Below are 14,767 nucleotides of genomic sequence, written 5' to 3'. Positions count from 1 at the left end.
CTGGTAGGTTCGCCGGACTTGAACGACGAAGGAGGCGCCGGCAGCGGCCCGGTCAACACCCGAACGCGCGTGGTGAGGCGAATCGCATGCGAGACGATGTGGTCCAGGCGAGCTCGATTCTCGGGCATCCCCCGGCCAGGTTTGGGAAGTGATCGGCGATCCCGAGTCCTACTCGAGGTTCGTCGCGGAGATCAGCTGGTGCGAGATCCAGCGCCCCGCCGAGCGCGGGCGCGGCCCGAAATGCCTTGTCCGGCTGGAACCGCGGCCGGGAACGCTCGTCGTCGGCGACATCGAGGCCCGGGTCTGGCGGCCGGGCGAGCACGTCGTGTGGTGCGGCGTCGAGAACGACGGAATCTGGGTCTCCGTCGAGCTTCGGCAGGCTCCCGGCGGCGGCACGGAACTCCTCGCGCAGCTGATGCTTCCGGCGCCGCACTCCTCTCTCGTATCCGCCGCCTCCTTCAAACGCACCGTCCGCGCCGCGACCAGGCGGATCGATCTGCACCTCTCGGGCCGGGCGGCGTCACCGCAGGACGAACCGGCGCACACCAAGGCCACCACGCTGCACACGGCGAGCACGCTGATCAAGGCGGGCGTGCTCGCCGCCGCGCGACCGGACAAGATCGCGCGGCAGCTCACGTCGCTTTCGCAATGGGGCGCCACGGTCGCAGGCGGCTACTCGGCCAACGCCGCGCGCGTACCCGAAGAAGTCGCGCTGCACGACGAACGCAACGTCCGGACGTTCAAGCAGACGGCCGACCGCAGCAATCAGCTCGCGAACGCGCTGGCCGCCCGCGGCGTGCGCGCCCGTGACCGGATCGCCTTGCTGTGCCGCAATCACGCCGCGATGGTCGAGTCGCTGATCGCGTGCAGCAAACTCGGCGTGGACGCGATCCTGCTCAACACCGGCCTGTCCGCCGGCGCGGTCGCGGACGTGATCGGGCTGCACAAACCGGTCGCGGTGCTCGCCGACGACGAGTTCTCGCGGATCATCGCCGACATCCCCGGCGATTTCCTGCGGTTGTCCACCTGGCCGGAGACCGAGAACGGCTACCCGACGATCGATCAGCTGATCGCCGGGGTGCCCGCCACCAAACTCAAACCGGTGGACCGGATCGGCAGGCTCGTCGTCCTCACCTCGGGCACCACGGGAACCCCGAAAGGCGCACGCCGTCCGACGCCGAAAGGACTGTCGACGTCGGCCGCCATGCTCGATCGCATTCCGCTCCACTCCGGAGACCGCTTCGTCGTGGCCGCGCCGCTGTTCCACAGCTGGGGGCTCGCCGGGATGCAGATCGGGATGGCCGTGCGGGCTTCCCTGTCGCTGATCCGCCGTTTCGACGCCGAAGAGATCCTGCGGACCATCGCCGAGCACCGGTGCGGCGTGCTGTTCGCCGTCCCCATCATGTTGCAGCGCATTCTCGACCTGCCCGAACGGATCCGCAGCCGCTACGACCTCACTTCGCTGCGGATCGTCGCCAGCAGCGGATCCGCGCTGCCGGGCACGATAGTCACCGAGTTCATGGACACCTTCGGCGACGTGCTCTACAACTTCTACGGCTCCACAGAGGTTTCGTGGGCCAGCATCGCGACACCGGAGGATTTGCGGGCCGCGCCGACGACCGCCGGCCGCTGCCCGCCCGGCACCCGTGTCGCCATCCTCGACGACGACCACAACCGGGTCCCGCCGGGCTGGGAGGGTCAGATCTTCGTCGGCAACGACATGCTGTTCGAGGGCTACACCGACGGCGCCAGCGTGCCCCGCGCGGAGAACCTGATGGCGACCGGCGACGTCGGTTACCAGGACGCCTCCGGCCGTCTCTTCGTCACCGGCCGGGCGGACGAGATGATCGTGTCCGGTGGGGAGAACGTGTCCCCGCGCCCGGTCGAGGAGGCCATCGTCGCCCTGCCCGGCGTCCACGAAGCCGCCGTGATCGGCGTACCGGATCGCGAGTTCGGGCAACGGTTCGCGGCGTACATCGTCCCGAAACGCGGTGCGCGGATGAGCGCGGACGACGTCCGCGCCTACATCCACCACCGACTGGCCCGCTTCGCGGTTCCGCGGGACGTGTACTTCGTCGAGGAGCTGCCCCGGAACGCGACCGGGAAGGTGCTCAAGCGGTTGCTGAGGGACGAGACCTGGCCGATCGGTCAGTGACCAGAGCCGGAACTCGCGTGCTTGAAGGCGTAACTCGCGTGCTTGGAGCCGTAAGGCACGGCGTGTTGCGTCTCCCATCACGCGAGTTACGTCTCCGATCACGCGAGTTACGCGCTCGAATGCCGTTTCCGCAGGAGGAATCGCTGGATCTTCCCGCTGGGTGTCTTGGGCAGCTCCGGCACGAAAAGCACCTCGCGCGGGTAGGCGTGCGCGGCGAACCGGGTCTTCACCAGTTGCTGCAGTTCGGAAACCAGTGCGGCATCGGCGGAAACACCGTCTCGCGCGACCACGTACGCCACCACCACCTCGCCGCGCAGCTCGTCCGGGACACCGATCACGGCGCATTCGGCCACCGCGGAATGCTGCTGCAGAACGCTTTCCACGTCGAACGGGCCGATTCGGTAGCCCGCCATCAGGATGACGTCGTCGTCCCGCGACGCGAAGGTCAGGTAACCGGAGGCGTCCTTGGCGGCCACGTCGCCGGTGTAGTACCAGCGGCCGTCGGGACTGAACCGGGCGGCGGTGCGCTCGGGTGCGTCGCGGTAGCCCCGGAACCACACCAGCGGGCTCGCCGAGAGATCCACGGCGACGCGGCCACGTTCTCCCGGCTCGGCCACCACGTCGGCGTCTTCACGGAGGACCTCGACGGCGAAGCCCGGCAGGACCCGCCCCATCGAACCGGGTTTGACCTCCGAGCGGAGGTCCGGATGCCACGCGTTGCCGACCACCATGCCGAGTTCCGTCTGTCCATAGTGGTCGTAAACGCCGACGCCGAGCTTCGACGACGCCCACTCCAGGACGTCCGGGGTCAGCGGTTCACCCGCCGACGAACAGTGCCGCAGCCGGAGACCGTCCGGCACCGGGGCGGCCGAGTTCCGGAGCGCGCGGTACACCGTCGGCGCGGCGGCGAAGTTGGTGACGCCGAACTTCTCCAGCACCGCCCAGGTCAGTTCGGCCGAGAAACCCGCGTGCAGCAACAGGCTCCGCCTGCCGGTCGCCATCGGCGTCATGATCGCGTAGTACAGGCCGTAGGCCCAGCCGGGGTCGGCGGCGTTCCAGAACACGTCGTCGGCGCGGACGTCGAGCGCGAAGTCTTGGTACGCCTGGAAACCCGCGAGCGCGCGAAGGGGAATCGGGACGGCCTTGGGCGTGCCCGTGGTCCCGGAGGTGAACAGCTCGACCAGAACCCCGGACCCGCCGGTCTCCGCGGCTCCCGGCAGCGGCACGGCATCGGCCAGCATGTCGCGGAACGACAGGTCGCCGTCCTCGCCGTCGCCGACCACCACGATCCGTCGCGACGGGTCGGCGGGCAGATCGGCGGACGGCGTCAGCTTCGAGCGCTGACCGGCGTCGGCGATGACGACCTTCGTGCCGTTGCCGGTGATGCGCAGCGCGATGGCGGGCGGCGCGAACGCGGTGAACAGCGGGACGTGCACCGCGCCCAGCCGCCAGATCGCGAGCAGCGCCACGACCAGCTCCGCCGATTTGCCCATCAGCGTCGCCACCCGGTCCCCCGGTCCGACCCCGAGGCCGAGCAGCGCCCCGGCAAACCGTTCCGATCGTTCACGCAGCTCGCCGTAGGTGAGGTCCACGCTGGTCAGATCCGCCTCGACCACGGTGAACGCGACCGCCTCCGCCGGATGCCGGTCGCACAACAGCGCGGCCGCGCCGGCCCGCTCGTCATCGTAGATCTCGAGCAACCGCCGGACGTGAGCTTCGGTCATCGTTTCTCCCGGGACGTTGGCGAAGGCGTACAGTTCCGGGAATCGTGCGGGCGGGCCCTACCCGCCCACCACCCCCGATCGAGGGGGATCACCAAGGAGGGTGAGCCGATGCCGGTCGACGACGCCCAGCTCCTCGGCGCGGTCTCGGACCTGCGCCGGGACACCGGCCTGCCGGTCGGTTTCGCCGGGGTCGCCGGCGCTTCGCCGCGGATGCGGCTGACCGCGTTCCTCGGCAACCGGGGCACCGCCCTGAACGGCCTGTCCGTCCGCGCGGGCTGCGGCCTCGGCGGCAAGGCGCTCGCGCTGACCCGGCCGGTGGTCGCCAACGACTACCACCGCGCCACCACGATCAGTCACGACTACGACGAGCCGGTCCGCGACGAGGGATCCACTCGGTGGTCGCCATCCCGGTCGTCGTGCGCCGCCGCGTCCGCGCCGTGCTCTACGGCGGCTTGCGCGACGAGGCGACCCTTTCCGACCGGACGATCACCGCCGCCCTGCACGCGGCGCGCGATCTCGAACAGACGCTGGCCGTCGAGGACGAGATCGAGAAGCGGCTGGCCGAGGCACGACCGCTGGCCGAACACCACGAGGAGGCCGCGCCGCGTGAGCGCCTTCGCGAGGTCTACGGGGAGCTACGGGCGCTCTCCGGGCAGATCGGCGACAACGTTCTCCGCGACCGGCTCGACGCGATGTGCGAGAACCTCACCGGAGCCGTTTCCCCGGCGCTGCGCCTGGCGCCGCGGGAACTGGACACGGTCTCGCTCGTCGCTCTCGGGCTGACGAACGCCGAGATCGCGCACCGGCTGGGCCTGACCGCGGAGACGGTCAAGAGCTACCTGCGGGACGCCATGCGCAAACTCGACGCGACCTCGCGGTTGCAGGCCGTCACGAACGCGCGCCGGGCCGGTCTGCTCCCCTGACTCAGCCCGCGGGAACGGGCGAGACCGAGGAGATGCAGTACTTGTCGCCCGCCTCTCGCCGGACCTCCATCGTCCCGTTGTGGGGCTCAGTCCGGTCCAGGGTGCCGGTCATCGTCACCATGATCAGGTCCGGGCTCACCTCCCGAGGATCCTTCGCGCTGAGCGACGCGTTGCGGTCGCCGTACTCCTTCGCGGCCTGACGGACCTTGTCCTTGGCGTCCGCACAGGCCGACTCGGCGGCCTTGTCGGGCTCGTCGCCGAACACCGCGAGGATGAACTTGCCCGCCAGCACCGGGCCCCAGTTGAGCTGCAACGGGGTCTGCGTCGCGTCGGTCGAGCTCGAAGACTTGCTGTCGCTCAGCAGGAAACCCGGCGCCACGAACGCGAGGATCGCGAAGACGACCACGACGAGCGCGCCACCGCCGGCGATCAAGCCGATCAGCAGGCCGTTACCCTTCTTGGGCGGCTGCTGCTGCGGGTACTGCTGCTGGGAGGGCCCTGCTGAGGATGCCACTGCGGCCCTTGCGGTCCCAGTGGGTACGACATCGGCGCTTCCTTCCCCCGGGCAACCTGGTGCGCGAGGAATCTACCGTCCCCTTCGGACAGTCGAAAAGCGGCTCCGCCACAGGTCGGGTCTCCCTAGAATCGACCCATGAGACGGCTGGCCGTGGTGGTCTTCAACGGGGCGTCGCTCGGCGCGATGTCCTTCGCGTTCGGCGTGTTCGAGATGGCTTCGGCCTTCGGCGAGTTGCCCGGCCTCGACCTCAAGGTCGTCGGCGGCGAACCGGGCACCGCGTTGCGGGGCGGCGGCCTGACCGTCCCGGTCCCCGAAGACCTCGACGCGGTCCGGGACGCGGACTTGGTTCTGGTCCCCAACTGGCGGTCGCCGATGGAGGATCCGCCGGAAGCGGCGCTGGCGGCTCTCCGCTCGGCACACGACCGCGGTGCCCGGGTGGCCGGACTGTGCAGCGGAGCCTTCGTGCTGGCCGCCGCCGGACTGCTCGACGGGCGCCCCGCGACCACGCACTGGGCGATGGCGCCGCTGCTCGCGGCCCGGTTCCCCGCCGTCCGCCTCGACGAGTCGGTGCTCTACATCGACGACGGCGACATCCTGACCGCGGGCGGCGGCGCGGCGGGCATGGACCTCGGCCTGCATCTGATCCGCTCCTGGTGCGGTGCGGAGGTGGCGAACCGGCTGGCGAAGGGCATGGTCGTCCCGCCGCACCGGCCGGGTGGGCAGGCGCAGTACATCGAATCGCCGATGCCGGAACTCGACGAGGGCGACCCGGTGTCCGAGACGATGGCCTGGGCGCTGACCCGGCTGGACACCGCGCTCCCGGTCGACGAACTCGCCAGACGGGCACATATGAGCAGGCGCAACTACGACCGCCGGTTCCGTGAGATCACCGGCGCCGCGCCCGGCACGTGGCTCACGCATCAGCGCGTCATCCGTGCGCAGCAGCTGCTCGAATCCACCGATCTCCCGGTCGACGAGATCGCCAGATACTGCGGGTTCTCCTCGTCCGCGGCGCTCCGGCCGCATTTCCGCCGTCAGGTCGGTGTCACACCGGTTTCCTATCGGGAGACGTTCGGGACCAGGCTGGGCGTGCCGGAACCCATCCTGTCTTAAAACTGACCCCGGTTGGCGAAAACACCGCTCACGGCCGGCGCCTCGGCCCGGCCACGATCAGGGCATGACCGAAAACAGCCGTTCCTTCCTCAACCGCCGGTCCATGCTCACCCTCGGCGCGGGGGCCGCGGCCGCGCTGGTCGCCTCGGGTGGAGTCGCCGAAGCGAGCCGGCCGGCCATCCCCGACGCGGAACTCGCGCGGTCATTGCCCGGCGGTTTCCGCAGCGAGTACGCCCAGGTCAACGGGGTCCGGCTGCACTACGTCGCCGGCGGCCGGGGTGAACCGCTGATCCTGCTGCCGGGCTGGCCGGAGACCTGGTGGCAGTACCGCAAGGTGATGCCGGAGCTGGCGAGGCGGTATCGCGTGATCGCCGTCGACCTGCGGGGCATGGGCGGCTCGGACAAACCCCAAGACGGGTACGACAAGAAGACGATGGCCCGCGACATCTTCGAACTCGTCCGCGCGCTGGGTCACCGCCGGGCTCATATCGCCGGGCACGACATCGGCGCCATGGTCGCGTTCTCCTTCGCCGCCAACCACGCCGAAGCGACGAAGACCGTCACGCTCATGGACGTCTCCCACCCCGACGAAAGCCTGTATCAGCTCCCGATGCTGGCCCCGCCCGGGCAGCCGGTGAACGTCTGGTGGTTCGCCTTCAACCAGGTCGCGACGCTGCCCGAGCAGCTGCTGGCCGGCCGGTCGCGCTTCCTCGTCGACTGGATGTTCGACCACCTGGCGGCCGACCCGGCCTCGATCGGGAGCCGCGACCGGGCGATCTACGCCGCCGCGTACGACCGCCCGGACGCCATCCGCGCCGGGAACGGCTGGTACCAGGCGTTCGGCCAGGACATCGAGGACCAGAAGGCGTACGGGAAGATCACCGCGCCCATGCTGGGGCTGGGCTCGGAATTCAACTACGACTACCTCGCCGCGGTCCTGCCGTCCAAGGCGGCCGACGTCCGCGTGCGGAAGGTCTCCGGTTCCGGGCACTTCGTCGCCGAGGAGCAACCGCGAATGGTGATCGACGAGCTGCGGTCCTTCCTCGGGTGAGGCATATACCCCGAATGGGTCAATGTCGCGCGCTGAACGGACCTATTCACTCGGTCAGGTGAAAGACGCGGCGAGACGTCATTCTCGCGGCGAGGGTCCCTCTTCTCTGGTGTGTCGGTACCGGCCGGGCAGCCCCCCGAACGGCCGGTACCGACATGGAAGTTCAGCTCAACCGATCCACCAGCGGGCCTTGTAGATCCACGCGCCGTGCAGCGCCAGCTCGGCGCGTGGAAAGGCCAGCCGGACGGTGTCCGTGCACCAGGTGCACAGATGCCCCTCCTGCACCGAGGCCGTCAGGATCTGCCCGGTCCGCGGGTTCGTCGACACACTCTTCACATGCGGCCGGTCGATCTCCCGTGCGCCCGCGTAGCGCCGGCTGAACGCGCCACTCGTCTTCGAGAACTGATACACCCCGGCCTCCGTCGTCACCCACAGCAGATCCGGCTGGTCCGGAACGGGCTGGAGGTCGTGCCCGCCCTTGGTCGGCACCGGGACGGACCGCTGCTCGGTGAGCACCGGAGCGGCGGGCGTCCCGCCCACGCTCAACGCGACGAGCGCGTCGGTGCCCAGCGCCCACAACACGTTCCGCCGGGCGTCCCACACCACGCCGTGCGCCCCCACCAGCCGGTATTCGGCGTAGGTCGTCGAGCGCTGCCCCTGTGAGGCGGTGTAGACCCGCACCCAGCCGCCGGTGCTGGCCGCCACCGCGACATTCCCGTCCGGCAGCAGTTCGATGCTGTGCGGGTTGGCGGGCCCGCCGACGTTCGCCGCCCAGTACGCCCGGTCGCCCGCCGGGTATGGCACGACGGCCGCGAAACCGCCCGACGCCGACGTCAGCAGGTACTTCTCGCCGCCTCGTTCGGCGAGCTTCGCGTCGCTCGGGTTGCTCCACGAGCCCGCCAGGTCCGCCAGCCCGTTGGCGGCGTTCGGCGCCCACGCCCAGCTCACCTTCCGCTCCCGCCAGGAGGCCCGGTCGGCGGGCAGGACCAGGATCCGCTTGGACGCCTGCTCGGTGATGACGATCGAGCCGCGATCGCGGCCGGCGGCGTCCGCGTCCGCCACCGCAGGCGCGGACGCCGCGACCGAAAGGCCCGCGATGGCCAGCGCCACCAAGGATTTCCGCATGATCTTCATACCCAGACCGAACCCGCCCAGGATGACGGACGGATGGCGGCGATCGGAAACATGGGTGTCGACGAGATGACCCGGGATCAGAGGCTCGCTTCGGACCGCCGGAACAGCACTTCGCCGATCGGACGGCGTGCCGTCATCGGAGCCGGGTGGCCGTATCCGAGGCGCAGCAAGGCGTGCGGGCGGCCGAGGTCGGCGAAGACCCGGTCCATCGCCGCCCGGGTCTCCGGGGTTTCGAACGGCCTGCCGACGAACGACGTCGCGAGACCGGCGGCGGTCGCGGTCAGCAGTACGCGCTGCAGCACCATTCCCGCCCGCAGATCCGCGGCGGGCCCGCCGTCGGCGGTGAGGACCGCGCCGAGCACCGGCTCACCGCCTTGGGGTTCGGCGGCGATGAAGGATTCTTGCGCGGGAATGCCGTGCGGCGACGGCGGCCTGGTCGGCGCCTGGACGCCGTCCGGCGCGTGGGCCGTCCGCCGCGTCCACAACGCGACCTCCGCCTGGAACGCGCCGTTGCGCGCCTGCGCGGCCTCGGCCCGGTGCAGCACGCGCGCGACCGCGTTCGCCCGGTCACCCCGGCCGAACAGTTCCAGCAGCCCGCCTTCCACCAGCGCGGCCGCGCGCAACGTCGTCCGCGCCCAGACGGGGACCGGCCGGTCCGAAAACGGACGGCGGTTCGTGTGACGGCGGAAGACGACCTCCGCCAGCTTCCGTTCTTCCGGCGACGAGAACCGGTCGCCACCGATCACGACCTCGGCGAGCAGGTCCGGCTCCTCCTGCCTCGGTACCACCCGCAGCGAGAGGGTCTTGCCGTTGGACCGCAACGAAACGATCAGGTTGAACAACGCCGCGCCGCAAGAAAGCCGCGCCTCGCGGGCGTCCGGGTCGGCTATCCGCAGCACCCTGGCGCGATCGAGCCACACTTCGATCCGCCCGCGGTCGACGACGAACCGCCACGGCTGGGTGTTGAGCGGGGACGGCGCACGGACGGCGGCCGCCACCGCCTGGTCGACATGGGTCGGCAACGGGATCTTCATCGTGGGCTCCGAACGAAAGGGGTTGACCCACCATCGGCCGGGGTATCCGGCGACCGCAGCGGCCGCCGGTCACGAGTTCCGAGGACTTTCGCCCCCGATTCGCGGAGAGCGAGGACTTAGGACCCTGTGCCACGGACGGCCACGATGAGAGTCTCGATGACCGGAACGGAGCCGACGATGACGGACAACTGGACGATCGACGTGTCCCTGCAGCACGAGCCGTACCGGGTACGCGCGGAAGCATTGCTCCGTCTCGAAGACGGCGGCGAGTTCGTCGGTGTCGGAATCGCGGAGGCCGGGCTGAGAAACGGTGCGACCTCCCAGATCGGTTCCTACCTCGCGGTGACGCGGGCGCTTTCGGACCTCACCGCGGAACTGCTCGAGACCGTCGCCTCCGACATCGCCCGCTCGGTCGAAGTCGACGGCGTCCTCGCCACGCAGTCGACGAACTGAACGCCGGTCAGCGCAAGGGGGCGGACCAGTCGATCCTGGTTCCGCCCTCTTCCCGTGTCTCCACGTGGAAGGCGCCGCCCGCCTTTTCGGCGCGGTCACGCAGATTCCGCAGCCCGCCGAAACCATCGGACGCCCCGTCGATCCCGGTGCCGTCGTCGGTGACCACGATCCGCAGGACGTCGTCCTTCACCGCGACGCTCACCGAAACGCCGCTCGCCCGCGCGTGCCGTACGACGTTGCCGACCGTCTCCCGTACCACCGCCTCGGCGTGTTCGGCGAACGGGAGCGGCACCGAGTCGAGCGGCCCGGACAGGCTGACCGTCGGCTGGATGGGGGTGTCGTCGGTGAGTTCGGTGATCGAGTCGTAGAGGCGATGCCGCAGCCGCACACCCTGCTGGCCCGCCTCTCCACCATGGAGATCGAAGATCGCCGTGCGGATCTCGTGCACGATCTCGTGCATCTGGTCGATGCTTTCGCCGATCCGCCGCCGCAGCTCCGGCGAGTCCGCACGGCGGTGTGTGCTCTGCATGGCGAGACCGACCGCGAACAGCCGCTGGATGACGTGGTCGTGCAGATCCCTGGCGATCCGGTCGCGATCGGCGAGCACGTCGAGTTCCCGGGCGGTGCGCTGCCGCGCGGCCAGCTGGAGCGCGAGCGCGGCCTGGTCGGCGAACGAGGCCACCACCGGCAGCTGGGCGAGCTCGAACGGGACCGCACCCGGATTCCGCACCGCCATCAGCACGCCGGATGTCCGTTCCCGCGCGCGGAGCGGCACGACGAGCGTCGGGCCGAGGCAGATCTCCCCGTCGGGACCGAGCACCAGTTCCGGCACGCTGCGCGGGGTCCGGTCGCGGTAGACCGCCCCCGGCAGCGACGTGGCGACGCTGATCCGCACCCCGGTCAGCTCCGCCGCCCGCGCGCCCGCGCAGACGGCGATGGTGAGTTCGTCGGCCTCGTCCTCGCCGTCCGGGCCGACATCGAGCCTGCCGGGACCGGGCAGGGCCAGCAAAGTGAGGTCGGAACCGGTGAGTTCCAGTGCCCGGCCGGCGATCAGGTTGAGCGCGTCGACGGGGTCGGTGCCGCCCAGCAGTTCCGTGGTCACCTCGCTGGTGGCCGCCTGCCACCGCTGGCGGATCCGTGTCTGCTCGTACAGGTGGGCGTTCTCGATCGCGATCCCGGCCGCGGCGGCGAGAGCCTGGACGACCACTTCGTCGTCGTCGGTGAAGCTTTCCCCGCGTTTCTCGGTGAGGTAGAGATTCCCGAACACCTCGTCACGGACCCGGATCGGCACGCCGAGGAACGAGCGCATCGGCGGATGGCACGGCGGGAACCCGACCGACGCGGGATGCCGTGAGATGTCGGCCAGGCGCACCGGTTTCGCCTCGTCGATGACGAAACCCAGCAGTCCGTGGCCTTTCGGGAGATGTCCGATCTGTTCTTTCGTTTCGCCGTCGATTCCGTGATAGACGAATTCGGCGAGCGAACCGTCGTCCGCGATCACCCCGAGCGCGCCGTAAGTGGCTTCGCCCAGATCGATCGCCGCCTGCACGATCCGGTGCAGCGTCGTGTCCAGCTCCAGGCCCGACGCGACCGCGAGCACCGCTTCGAGCAGGCCGTCCATCTTGTCGCGCGTGCCGATGAGCCGTTCGATGCGGTCCTGGAGATCCCGCAGCACCTCACGAACCTTCAGCTGGGAAAGCGCGCCGGTGATCCGGTCGTCGCTTCCGCCCAGCCGGTCATGAGCCGACATCCTGCTCCGCCTCCGAAGATCGGGACGACTCCCCCGCCGTGGTGACTTTCTCCTCTTTCGGCCCCGCAGCGCTGGCGGGACCGTCTCATCAGACAACCGTATTGCCCGTGGCGCAGCGGCGGGGGAAATTATGACCATACAAGTCACCGGGGTCGGGCGTTTGAACTCCGAACAGGTGAATTCGGTGCTCCGGTCGGCCATGCTGGCGCCGTCGACGCACAACACCCAGCCGTGGCTTTTCCGGTGCACCGGCACCGGGATCGAGCTGCACGCCGATCCGCGCCGTATCTTGCCGGTCACGGATCCGGACGGCCGTGAACTCGTTCTTTCGTGCGGCGCCGCCCTGTTCACGCTCCGGACGGCGATTCACGCACTGGGCTTCCATCCGGCGACGACCCTGATGCCCAGCCGCGCCGACCCCGATCTGCTGGCCGTCGTCCGTCCGCTCGCCGAACGCATGCCCGATCCGAAGGTCGTGCGGCTCGCCCGCGCCATCCCCCGCCGCCGGACCAACCGGCGGCCGTTCCAGTCCAGCGTCGTCCCGAAACCGACGCTCGCCGCGCTCCGCCACGCCACCGAACTGGAGCACGCGTGGATGTCGAACCTCGACACCGACCAGTGCCGGCTGCTGCACGACCTCACCGGCCGTGCCCGCCGGGCGCAGCTCGCCGATCCCGCCTTCCTCGCCGAACTCGCCCGATGGACCGGACTGGGCGCGAACGCCCGCGACGGTGTGCCGTCCTACGCGACCGAAGGCAGCCCGGCCGACGAAAGCTGGCTCCTCGACGAATTCGGCGAAGCGGCGGGCGATACGCGGCCGGTCCCGCTCGTGGTGGCGATCGGCTCGCTGACCGACGACCGGCTCGACCGGCTGCAGGCCGGGCAGGCCCTGCAGCGAGTGCTGCTCACCGCGACCGGCGCGGGTCTCGACGCGTCGTTCATCTCGCCGCCGATCATGGTCCGCGAGGCGCGTGCCGAACTCCGCCGGATTCTCGGCTGTGGCGTGTGGCCGCAGGTGCTGCTGCGGGTCGGCTACGGCTCACCGCTGCCGTGGACGCCGCGCCGGCCGCTCGGCGATGTGCTGCTCGATACGCTCATTTCGGCTTGAGCCGGTCTCCGTCACCTCGCGCGATCGGCGATCTCGCGTGATCGAACGGACGACACGCGTGACTGGATGGACGACACGCGTGTTCAGCGGGACGGCACGGAGTCGGCTGAGGGCGAGCACTGTGTCGTCCGGTCAAACACGCGTGTCGTCCGGCTGATCACGTGTGTCGTCCATCTGATCACGTGTGGGGCACGCGGGATCACTGCCGCCGCAGTTCCGTGGCCAGCACCGCCGCCTGGGTCCGCCGCTGCATCCCGAGTTTCGTCAGCAACCGCGAGACGTAGTTCTTCACGGTCTTCTCCGCGAGGAACATCCGTTCGGCGATCTGCCGGTTGGTCAGCCCTTCGCCGATCAGTTCCAGCAGCGTGCGTTCCTGGTCGGAAAGACCGGCCAGCGGCCCCTTCTTGGCGGCGTCGTCGCGGAACTTGGCCATCAGCGTCGCGGCCGCCCTCGCGTCGAGCAGCGACCGGCCGAGGCCGACCTCCTTGACCGCGGCCACCAGGTCCATCCCGCGGATGTCCTTGATGACGTAGCCGCTCGCGCCGGCCATGATCGCGTCCAGCATCGCCTGCTCGTCGGTGTAGGACGTGAGCATCAGGCATTTCAGTTCCGGCATCTTGGAGCGCAGTTCCCGCGCGAGTTCGACGCCGTTGCCGTCCGGCAGCCGTACGTCGAGCACCGCGACGTCCGGCCGCAGCGCCGGGATCCTCGCCAGCGCTTGGGAAAAGGTCGCGGCCTGTCCGACGACGCACAGGACGGGGTCCTCCTCGAGCATGTCCGCGACCCCTCGACGGACCACCTCGTGGTCGTCGACCAGAAACACCCGGAGCATTCCGACCTCCACGGTTCCCCCTCCCCGATGAGCGTACGGTGCACGGCCGGTCACTGCGACAGGCCAAAGGGCCCTGTTCGGCGCCCGTTCGGGTGGCCGCCACCGGCCGGACCAGGTTCATTTGCATCATTCGAGTCAGGACGTTCTGTTCTTCCCGGACCAGGCCCGCCGCTGCGACGATCACTGCATGTCCGAGACCACGCTTTCGCCTACCCCGCCGTCCGGATCTCCCGACCCGGCCGACGACCTCGTGGCCATGCGCGACCGCATCCGCTTCTACCGGACCCGCGCCGAGCAACTCCAGTACGCGCTGGATCACCGGCTTCCCATCGAGCAGGCGAAAGGGATCCTCGCCGAGCGTTACCAGATCGACATCGACGCGGCGTTCGAACTGCTGCGTTCGTTCTGCCGCAACAACAACATGAAGATCCACGACGTCGCGAGGACGCTCATCGAGCAGCCGAGCGAGGGCGACCACCGGATCTCCTGCTGAGCCACGCCATGTTCGGCGGGGGGCCCGCGACCACCACCGGCGCCGCAGACCGCGCGGGCACGGACTGGGTGATGAACCGAACGCCGCCGCCCCCCAGACTTCGGGTGCTCGTCGCGGACGACAACCCGGTCATCGGCGACGCCCTGCGCGCTCTCCTGGACTCCGAGCCCGACATCGAAGTGGTCGCCGTCGCGCTGAACGCCGCCGAAGCGGTCGCGCTCGCCGAACTGCTGGCCCCCGAGGTCGCCGTGCTGGACGTCCGGATCCCCGGTGGTGGCGGCGCGTGGATGGCGCGGGAGATCAGGCGACGGGTGCCCCGTACGCGGTTGATGGCGTTCTCCGCGCACAGCGACACCCGATCCATCGCCCAGATGGCGTCCGCGGGCGTAACCGAGTACCTCGTGAAGGGCAGCCCCAACACCGAGATCGTCGCGGCCATCCGCCGCGTCTGCGCGAGCAGGGCCAACGGGACCGAGTAGC

At 70.0% G+C, this 14,767-nt stretch carries 14 protein-coding genes and 1 pseudogene; 8 read left to right on the top strand and 7 right to left on the bottom strand.

The annotated features are described in order from the left end of the window. Positions 1-86: 86 nt before the first annotated feature. A pseudogene (locus MJQ72_RS06400) lies at positions 87-2,155 on the top strand (AMP-binding protein). Positions 2,156-2,262: 107 nt separating this feature from the next. On the opposite strand, the gene MJQ72_RS06395 reads toward MJQ72_RS06400, so the two are convergent. Beyond that, positions 2,263-3,879, bottom strand: a complete 1,617-nt coding sequence (locus MJQ72_RS06395) for an AMP-binding protein (protein ID WP_240598203.1) — start codon at positions 3,877-3,879, stop codon at positions 2,263-2,265. A 57-nt stretch (positions 3,880-3,936) separates the two neighbouring features. Then, the gene (locus MJQ72_RS06390) at positions 3,937-4,215 is read right to left on the bottom strand and encodes a hypothetical protein (protein WP_240598202.1); all 279 of its coding nucleotides are present in this window, start codon (positions 4,213-4,215) and stop codon (positions 3,937-3,939) included. Positions 4,216-4,274: 59 nt separating this feature from the next. On the opposite strand from MJQ72_RS06390, the gene MJQ72_RS06385 reads away from it, so the two are divergent. Continuing rightward, positions 4,275-4,802 (top strand): helix-turn-helix transcriptional regulator, encoded by a 528-nt coding sequence (locus MJQ72_RS06385; RefSeq protein ID WP_240598201.1) that lies wholly within the window; start codon positions 4,275-4,277, stop codon positions 4,800-4,802. Between the two features lies 1 nt (position 4,803). Here the strand turns inward: MJQ72_RS06385 and MJQ72_RS06380 are convergent, their stop codons facing one another. Then, entirely contained in the window at positions 4,804-5,316 is a 513-nt protein-coding gene (locus MJQ72_RS06380; protein ID WP_240598200.1) for a hypothetical protein, read from the bottom strand. 138 nt (positions 5,317-5,454) lie between these two features. On the opposite strand from MJQ72_RS06380, the gene MJQ72_RS06375 reads away from it, so the two are divergent. Both MJQ72_RS06375 and MJQ72_RS06370 read left to right on the top strand, forming a co-directional pair. Further along, entirely contained in the window at positions 5,455-6,432 is a 978-nt protein-coding gene (locus MJQ72_RS06375; RefSeq protein ID WP_240598199.1) for a GlxA family transcriptional regulator, read from the top strand. A 64-nt stretch (positions 6,433-6,496) separates the two neighbouring features. Then, complete coding sequence (locus tag MJQ72_RS06370) at positions 6,497-7,483, top strand: alpha/beta fold hydrolase (protein WP_240598198.1); 987 nt, start codon at positions 6,497-6,499, stop codon at positions 7,481-7,483. Positions 7,484-7,651: 168 nt separating this feature from the next. On the opposite strand, the gene MJQ72_RS06365 is transcribed toward MJQ72_RS06370, so the two are convergent. Together MJQ72_RS06365 and MJQ72_RS06360 are read right to left on the bottom strand one after the other, a co-directional pair. Further along, complete coding sequence (locus MJQ72_RS06365; protein WP_240598197.1) at positions 7,652-8,617, bottom strand: DUF6528 family protein; 966 nt, start codon at positions 8,615-8,617, stop codon at positions 7,652-7,654. 77 nt (positions 8,618-8,694) lie between these two features. Further along, positions 8,695-9,651: an Acg family FMN-binding oxidoreductase gene (locus tag MJQ72_RS06360; RefSeq protein ID WP_240598196.1), complete on the bottom strand. Its 957-nt coding sequence runs from the start codon at positions 9,649-9,651 to the stop codon at positions 8,695-8,697. A 156-nt stretch (positions 9,652-9,807) separates the two neighbouring features. Between MJQ72_RS06360 and MJQ72_RS06355 the strand changes: the two genes are divergently transcribed. Then, positions 9,808-10,104, top strand: coding sequence for a dsRBD fold-containing protein (locus tag MJQ72_RS06355; RefSeq protein WP_240598195.1), 297 nt, complete (start codon positions 9,808-9,810; stop codon positions 10,102-10,104). A 7-nt stretch (positions 10,105-10,111) separates the two neighbouring features. Here MJQ72_RS06355 and MJQ72_RS06350 read toward each other — a convergent pair whose 3' ends face one another. After that, entirely contained in the window at positions 10,112-11,854 is a 1,743-nt protein-coding gene (locus MJQ72_RS06350) for a GAF domain-containing sensor histidine kinase (RefSeq protein ID WP_240598194.1), read from the bottom strand. A gap of 130 nt (positions 11,855-11,984) precedes the next feature. Here MJQ72_RS06350 and MJQ72_RS06345 point away from each other — a divergent pair, with 130 nt between their 5' ends. Next, on the top strand, positions 11,985-12,962 hold the full coding sequence (locus MJQ72_RS06345; protein WP_240598193.1) for an Acg family FMN-binding oxidoreductase: 978 nt from the start codon (positions 11,985-11,987) through the stop codon (positions 12,960-12,962). A gap of 199 nt (positions 12,963-13,161) precedes the next feature. On the opposite strand, the gene MJQ72_RS06340 is transcribed toward MJQ72_RS06345, so the two are convergent. Beyond that, on the bottom strand, positions 13,162-13,794 hold the full coding sequence (locus MJQ72_RS06340; RefSeq protein WP_240598192.1) for a response regulator transcription factor: 633 nt from the start codon (positions 13,792-13,794) through the stop codon (positions 13,162-13,164). 187 nt (positions 13,795-13,981) lie between these two features. Here MJQ72_RS06340 and MJQ72_RS06335 point away from each other — a divergent pair, with 187 nt between their 5' ends. Next, positions 13,982-14,287 (top strand): ANTAR domain-containing protein, encoded by a 306-nt coding sequence (locus tag MJQ72_RS06335; RefSeq protein WP_240598191.1) that lies wholly within the window; start codon positions 13,982-13,984, stop codon positions 14,285-14,287. Positions 14,288-14,358: 71 nt separating this feature from the next. Then, positions 14,359-14,766, top strand: a complete 408-nt coding sequence (locus MJQ72_RS06330) for a response regulator transcription factor (RefSeq protein WP_396426934.1) — start codon at positions 14,359-14,361, stop codon at positions 14,764-14,766. Position 14,767: the final 1 nt, after the last annotated feature.

This window comes from Amycolatopsis sp. EV170708-02-1 (assembly GCF_022479115.1).
Taxonomy (GTDB): Bacteria; Actinomycetota; Actinomycetes; order Mycobacteriales; family Pseudonocardiaceae; genus Amycolatopsis.
Note: the sequence above shows the minus strand (reverse complement) of the source record. Positions and strands in the feature narration are given on the sequence as shown.

Excerpts from the sequence above, each read along its gene's own strand:
- MJQ72_RS06395 (WP_240598203.1), bottom strand. The coding sequence starts at position 3,879 with ATGACCGAAGCTCACGTCCGGCGGTTGCTCGAGATCTACGATGACGAG.
- MJQ72_RS06375 (WP_240598199.1), top strand. The coding sequence starts at position 5,455 with ATGAGACGGCTGGCCGTGGTGGTCTTCAACGGGGCGTCGCTCGGCGCG.
- MJQ72_RS06370 (WP_240598198.1), top strand. The coding sequence starts at position 6,497 with ATGACCGAAAACAGCCGTTCCTTCCTCAACCGCCGGTCCATGCTCACC.
- MJQ72_RS06365 (WP_240598197.1), bottom strand. The coding sequence starts at position 8,617 with ATGAAGATCATGCGGAAATCCTTGGTGGCGCTGGCCATCGCGGGCCTT.
- MJQ72_RS06360 (WP_240598196.1), bottom strand. The coding sequence starts at position 9,651 with ATGAAGATCCCGTTGCCGACCCATGTCGACCAGGCGGTGGCGGCCGCC.
- MJQ72_RS06355 (WP_240598195.1), top strand. The coding sequence starts at position 9,808 with ATGACCGGAACGGAGCCGACGATGACGGACAACTGGACGATCGACGTG.
- MJQ72_RS06350 (WP_240598194.1), bottom strand. The coding sequence starts at position 11,854 with ATGTCGGCTCATGACCGGCTGGGCGGAAGCGACGACCGGATCACCGGC.
- MJQ72_RS06345 (WP_240598193.1), top strand. The coding sequence starts at position 11,985 with ATGACCATACAAGTCACCGGGGTCGGGCGTTTGAACTCCGAACAGGTG.
- MJQ72_RS06340 (WP_240598192.1), bottom strand. The coding sequence starts at position 13,794 with ATGCTCCGGGTGTTTCTGGTCGACGACCACGAGGTGGTCCGTCGAGGG.
- MJQ72_RS06335 (WP_240598191.1), top strand. The coding sequence starts at position 13,982 with ATGTCCGAGACCACGCTTTCGCCTACCCCGCCGTCCGGATCTCCCGAC.
- MJQ72_RS06330 (WP_396426934.1), top strand. The coding sequence starts at position 14,359 with ATGAACCGAACGCCGCCGCCCCCCAGACTTCGGGTGCTCGTCGCGGAC.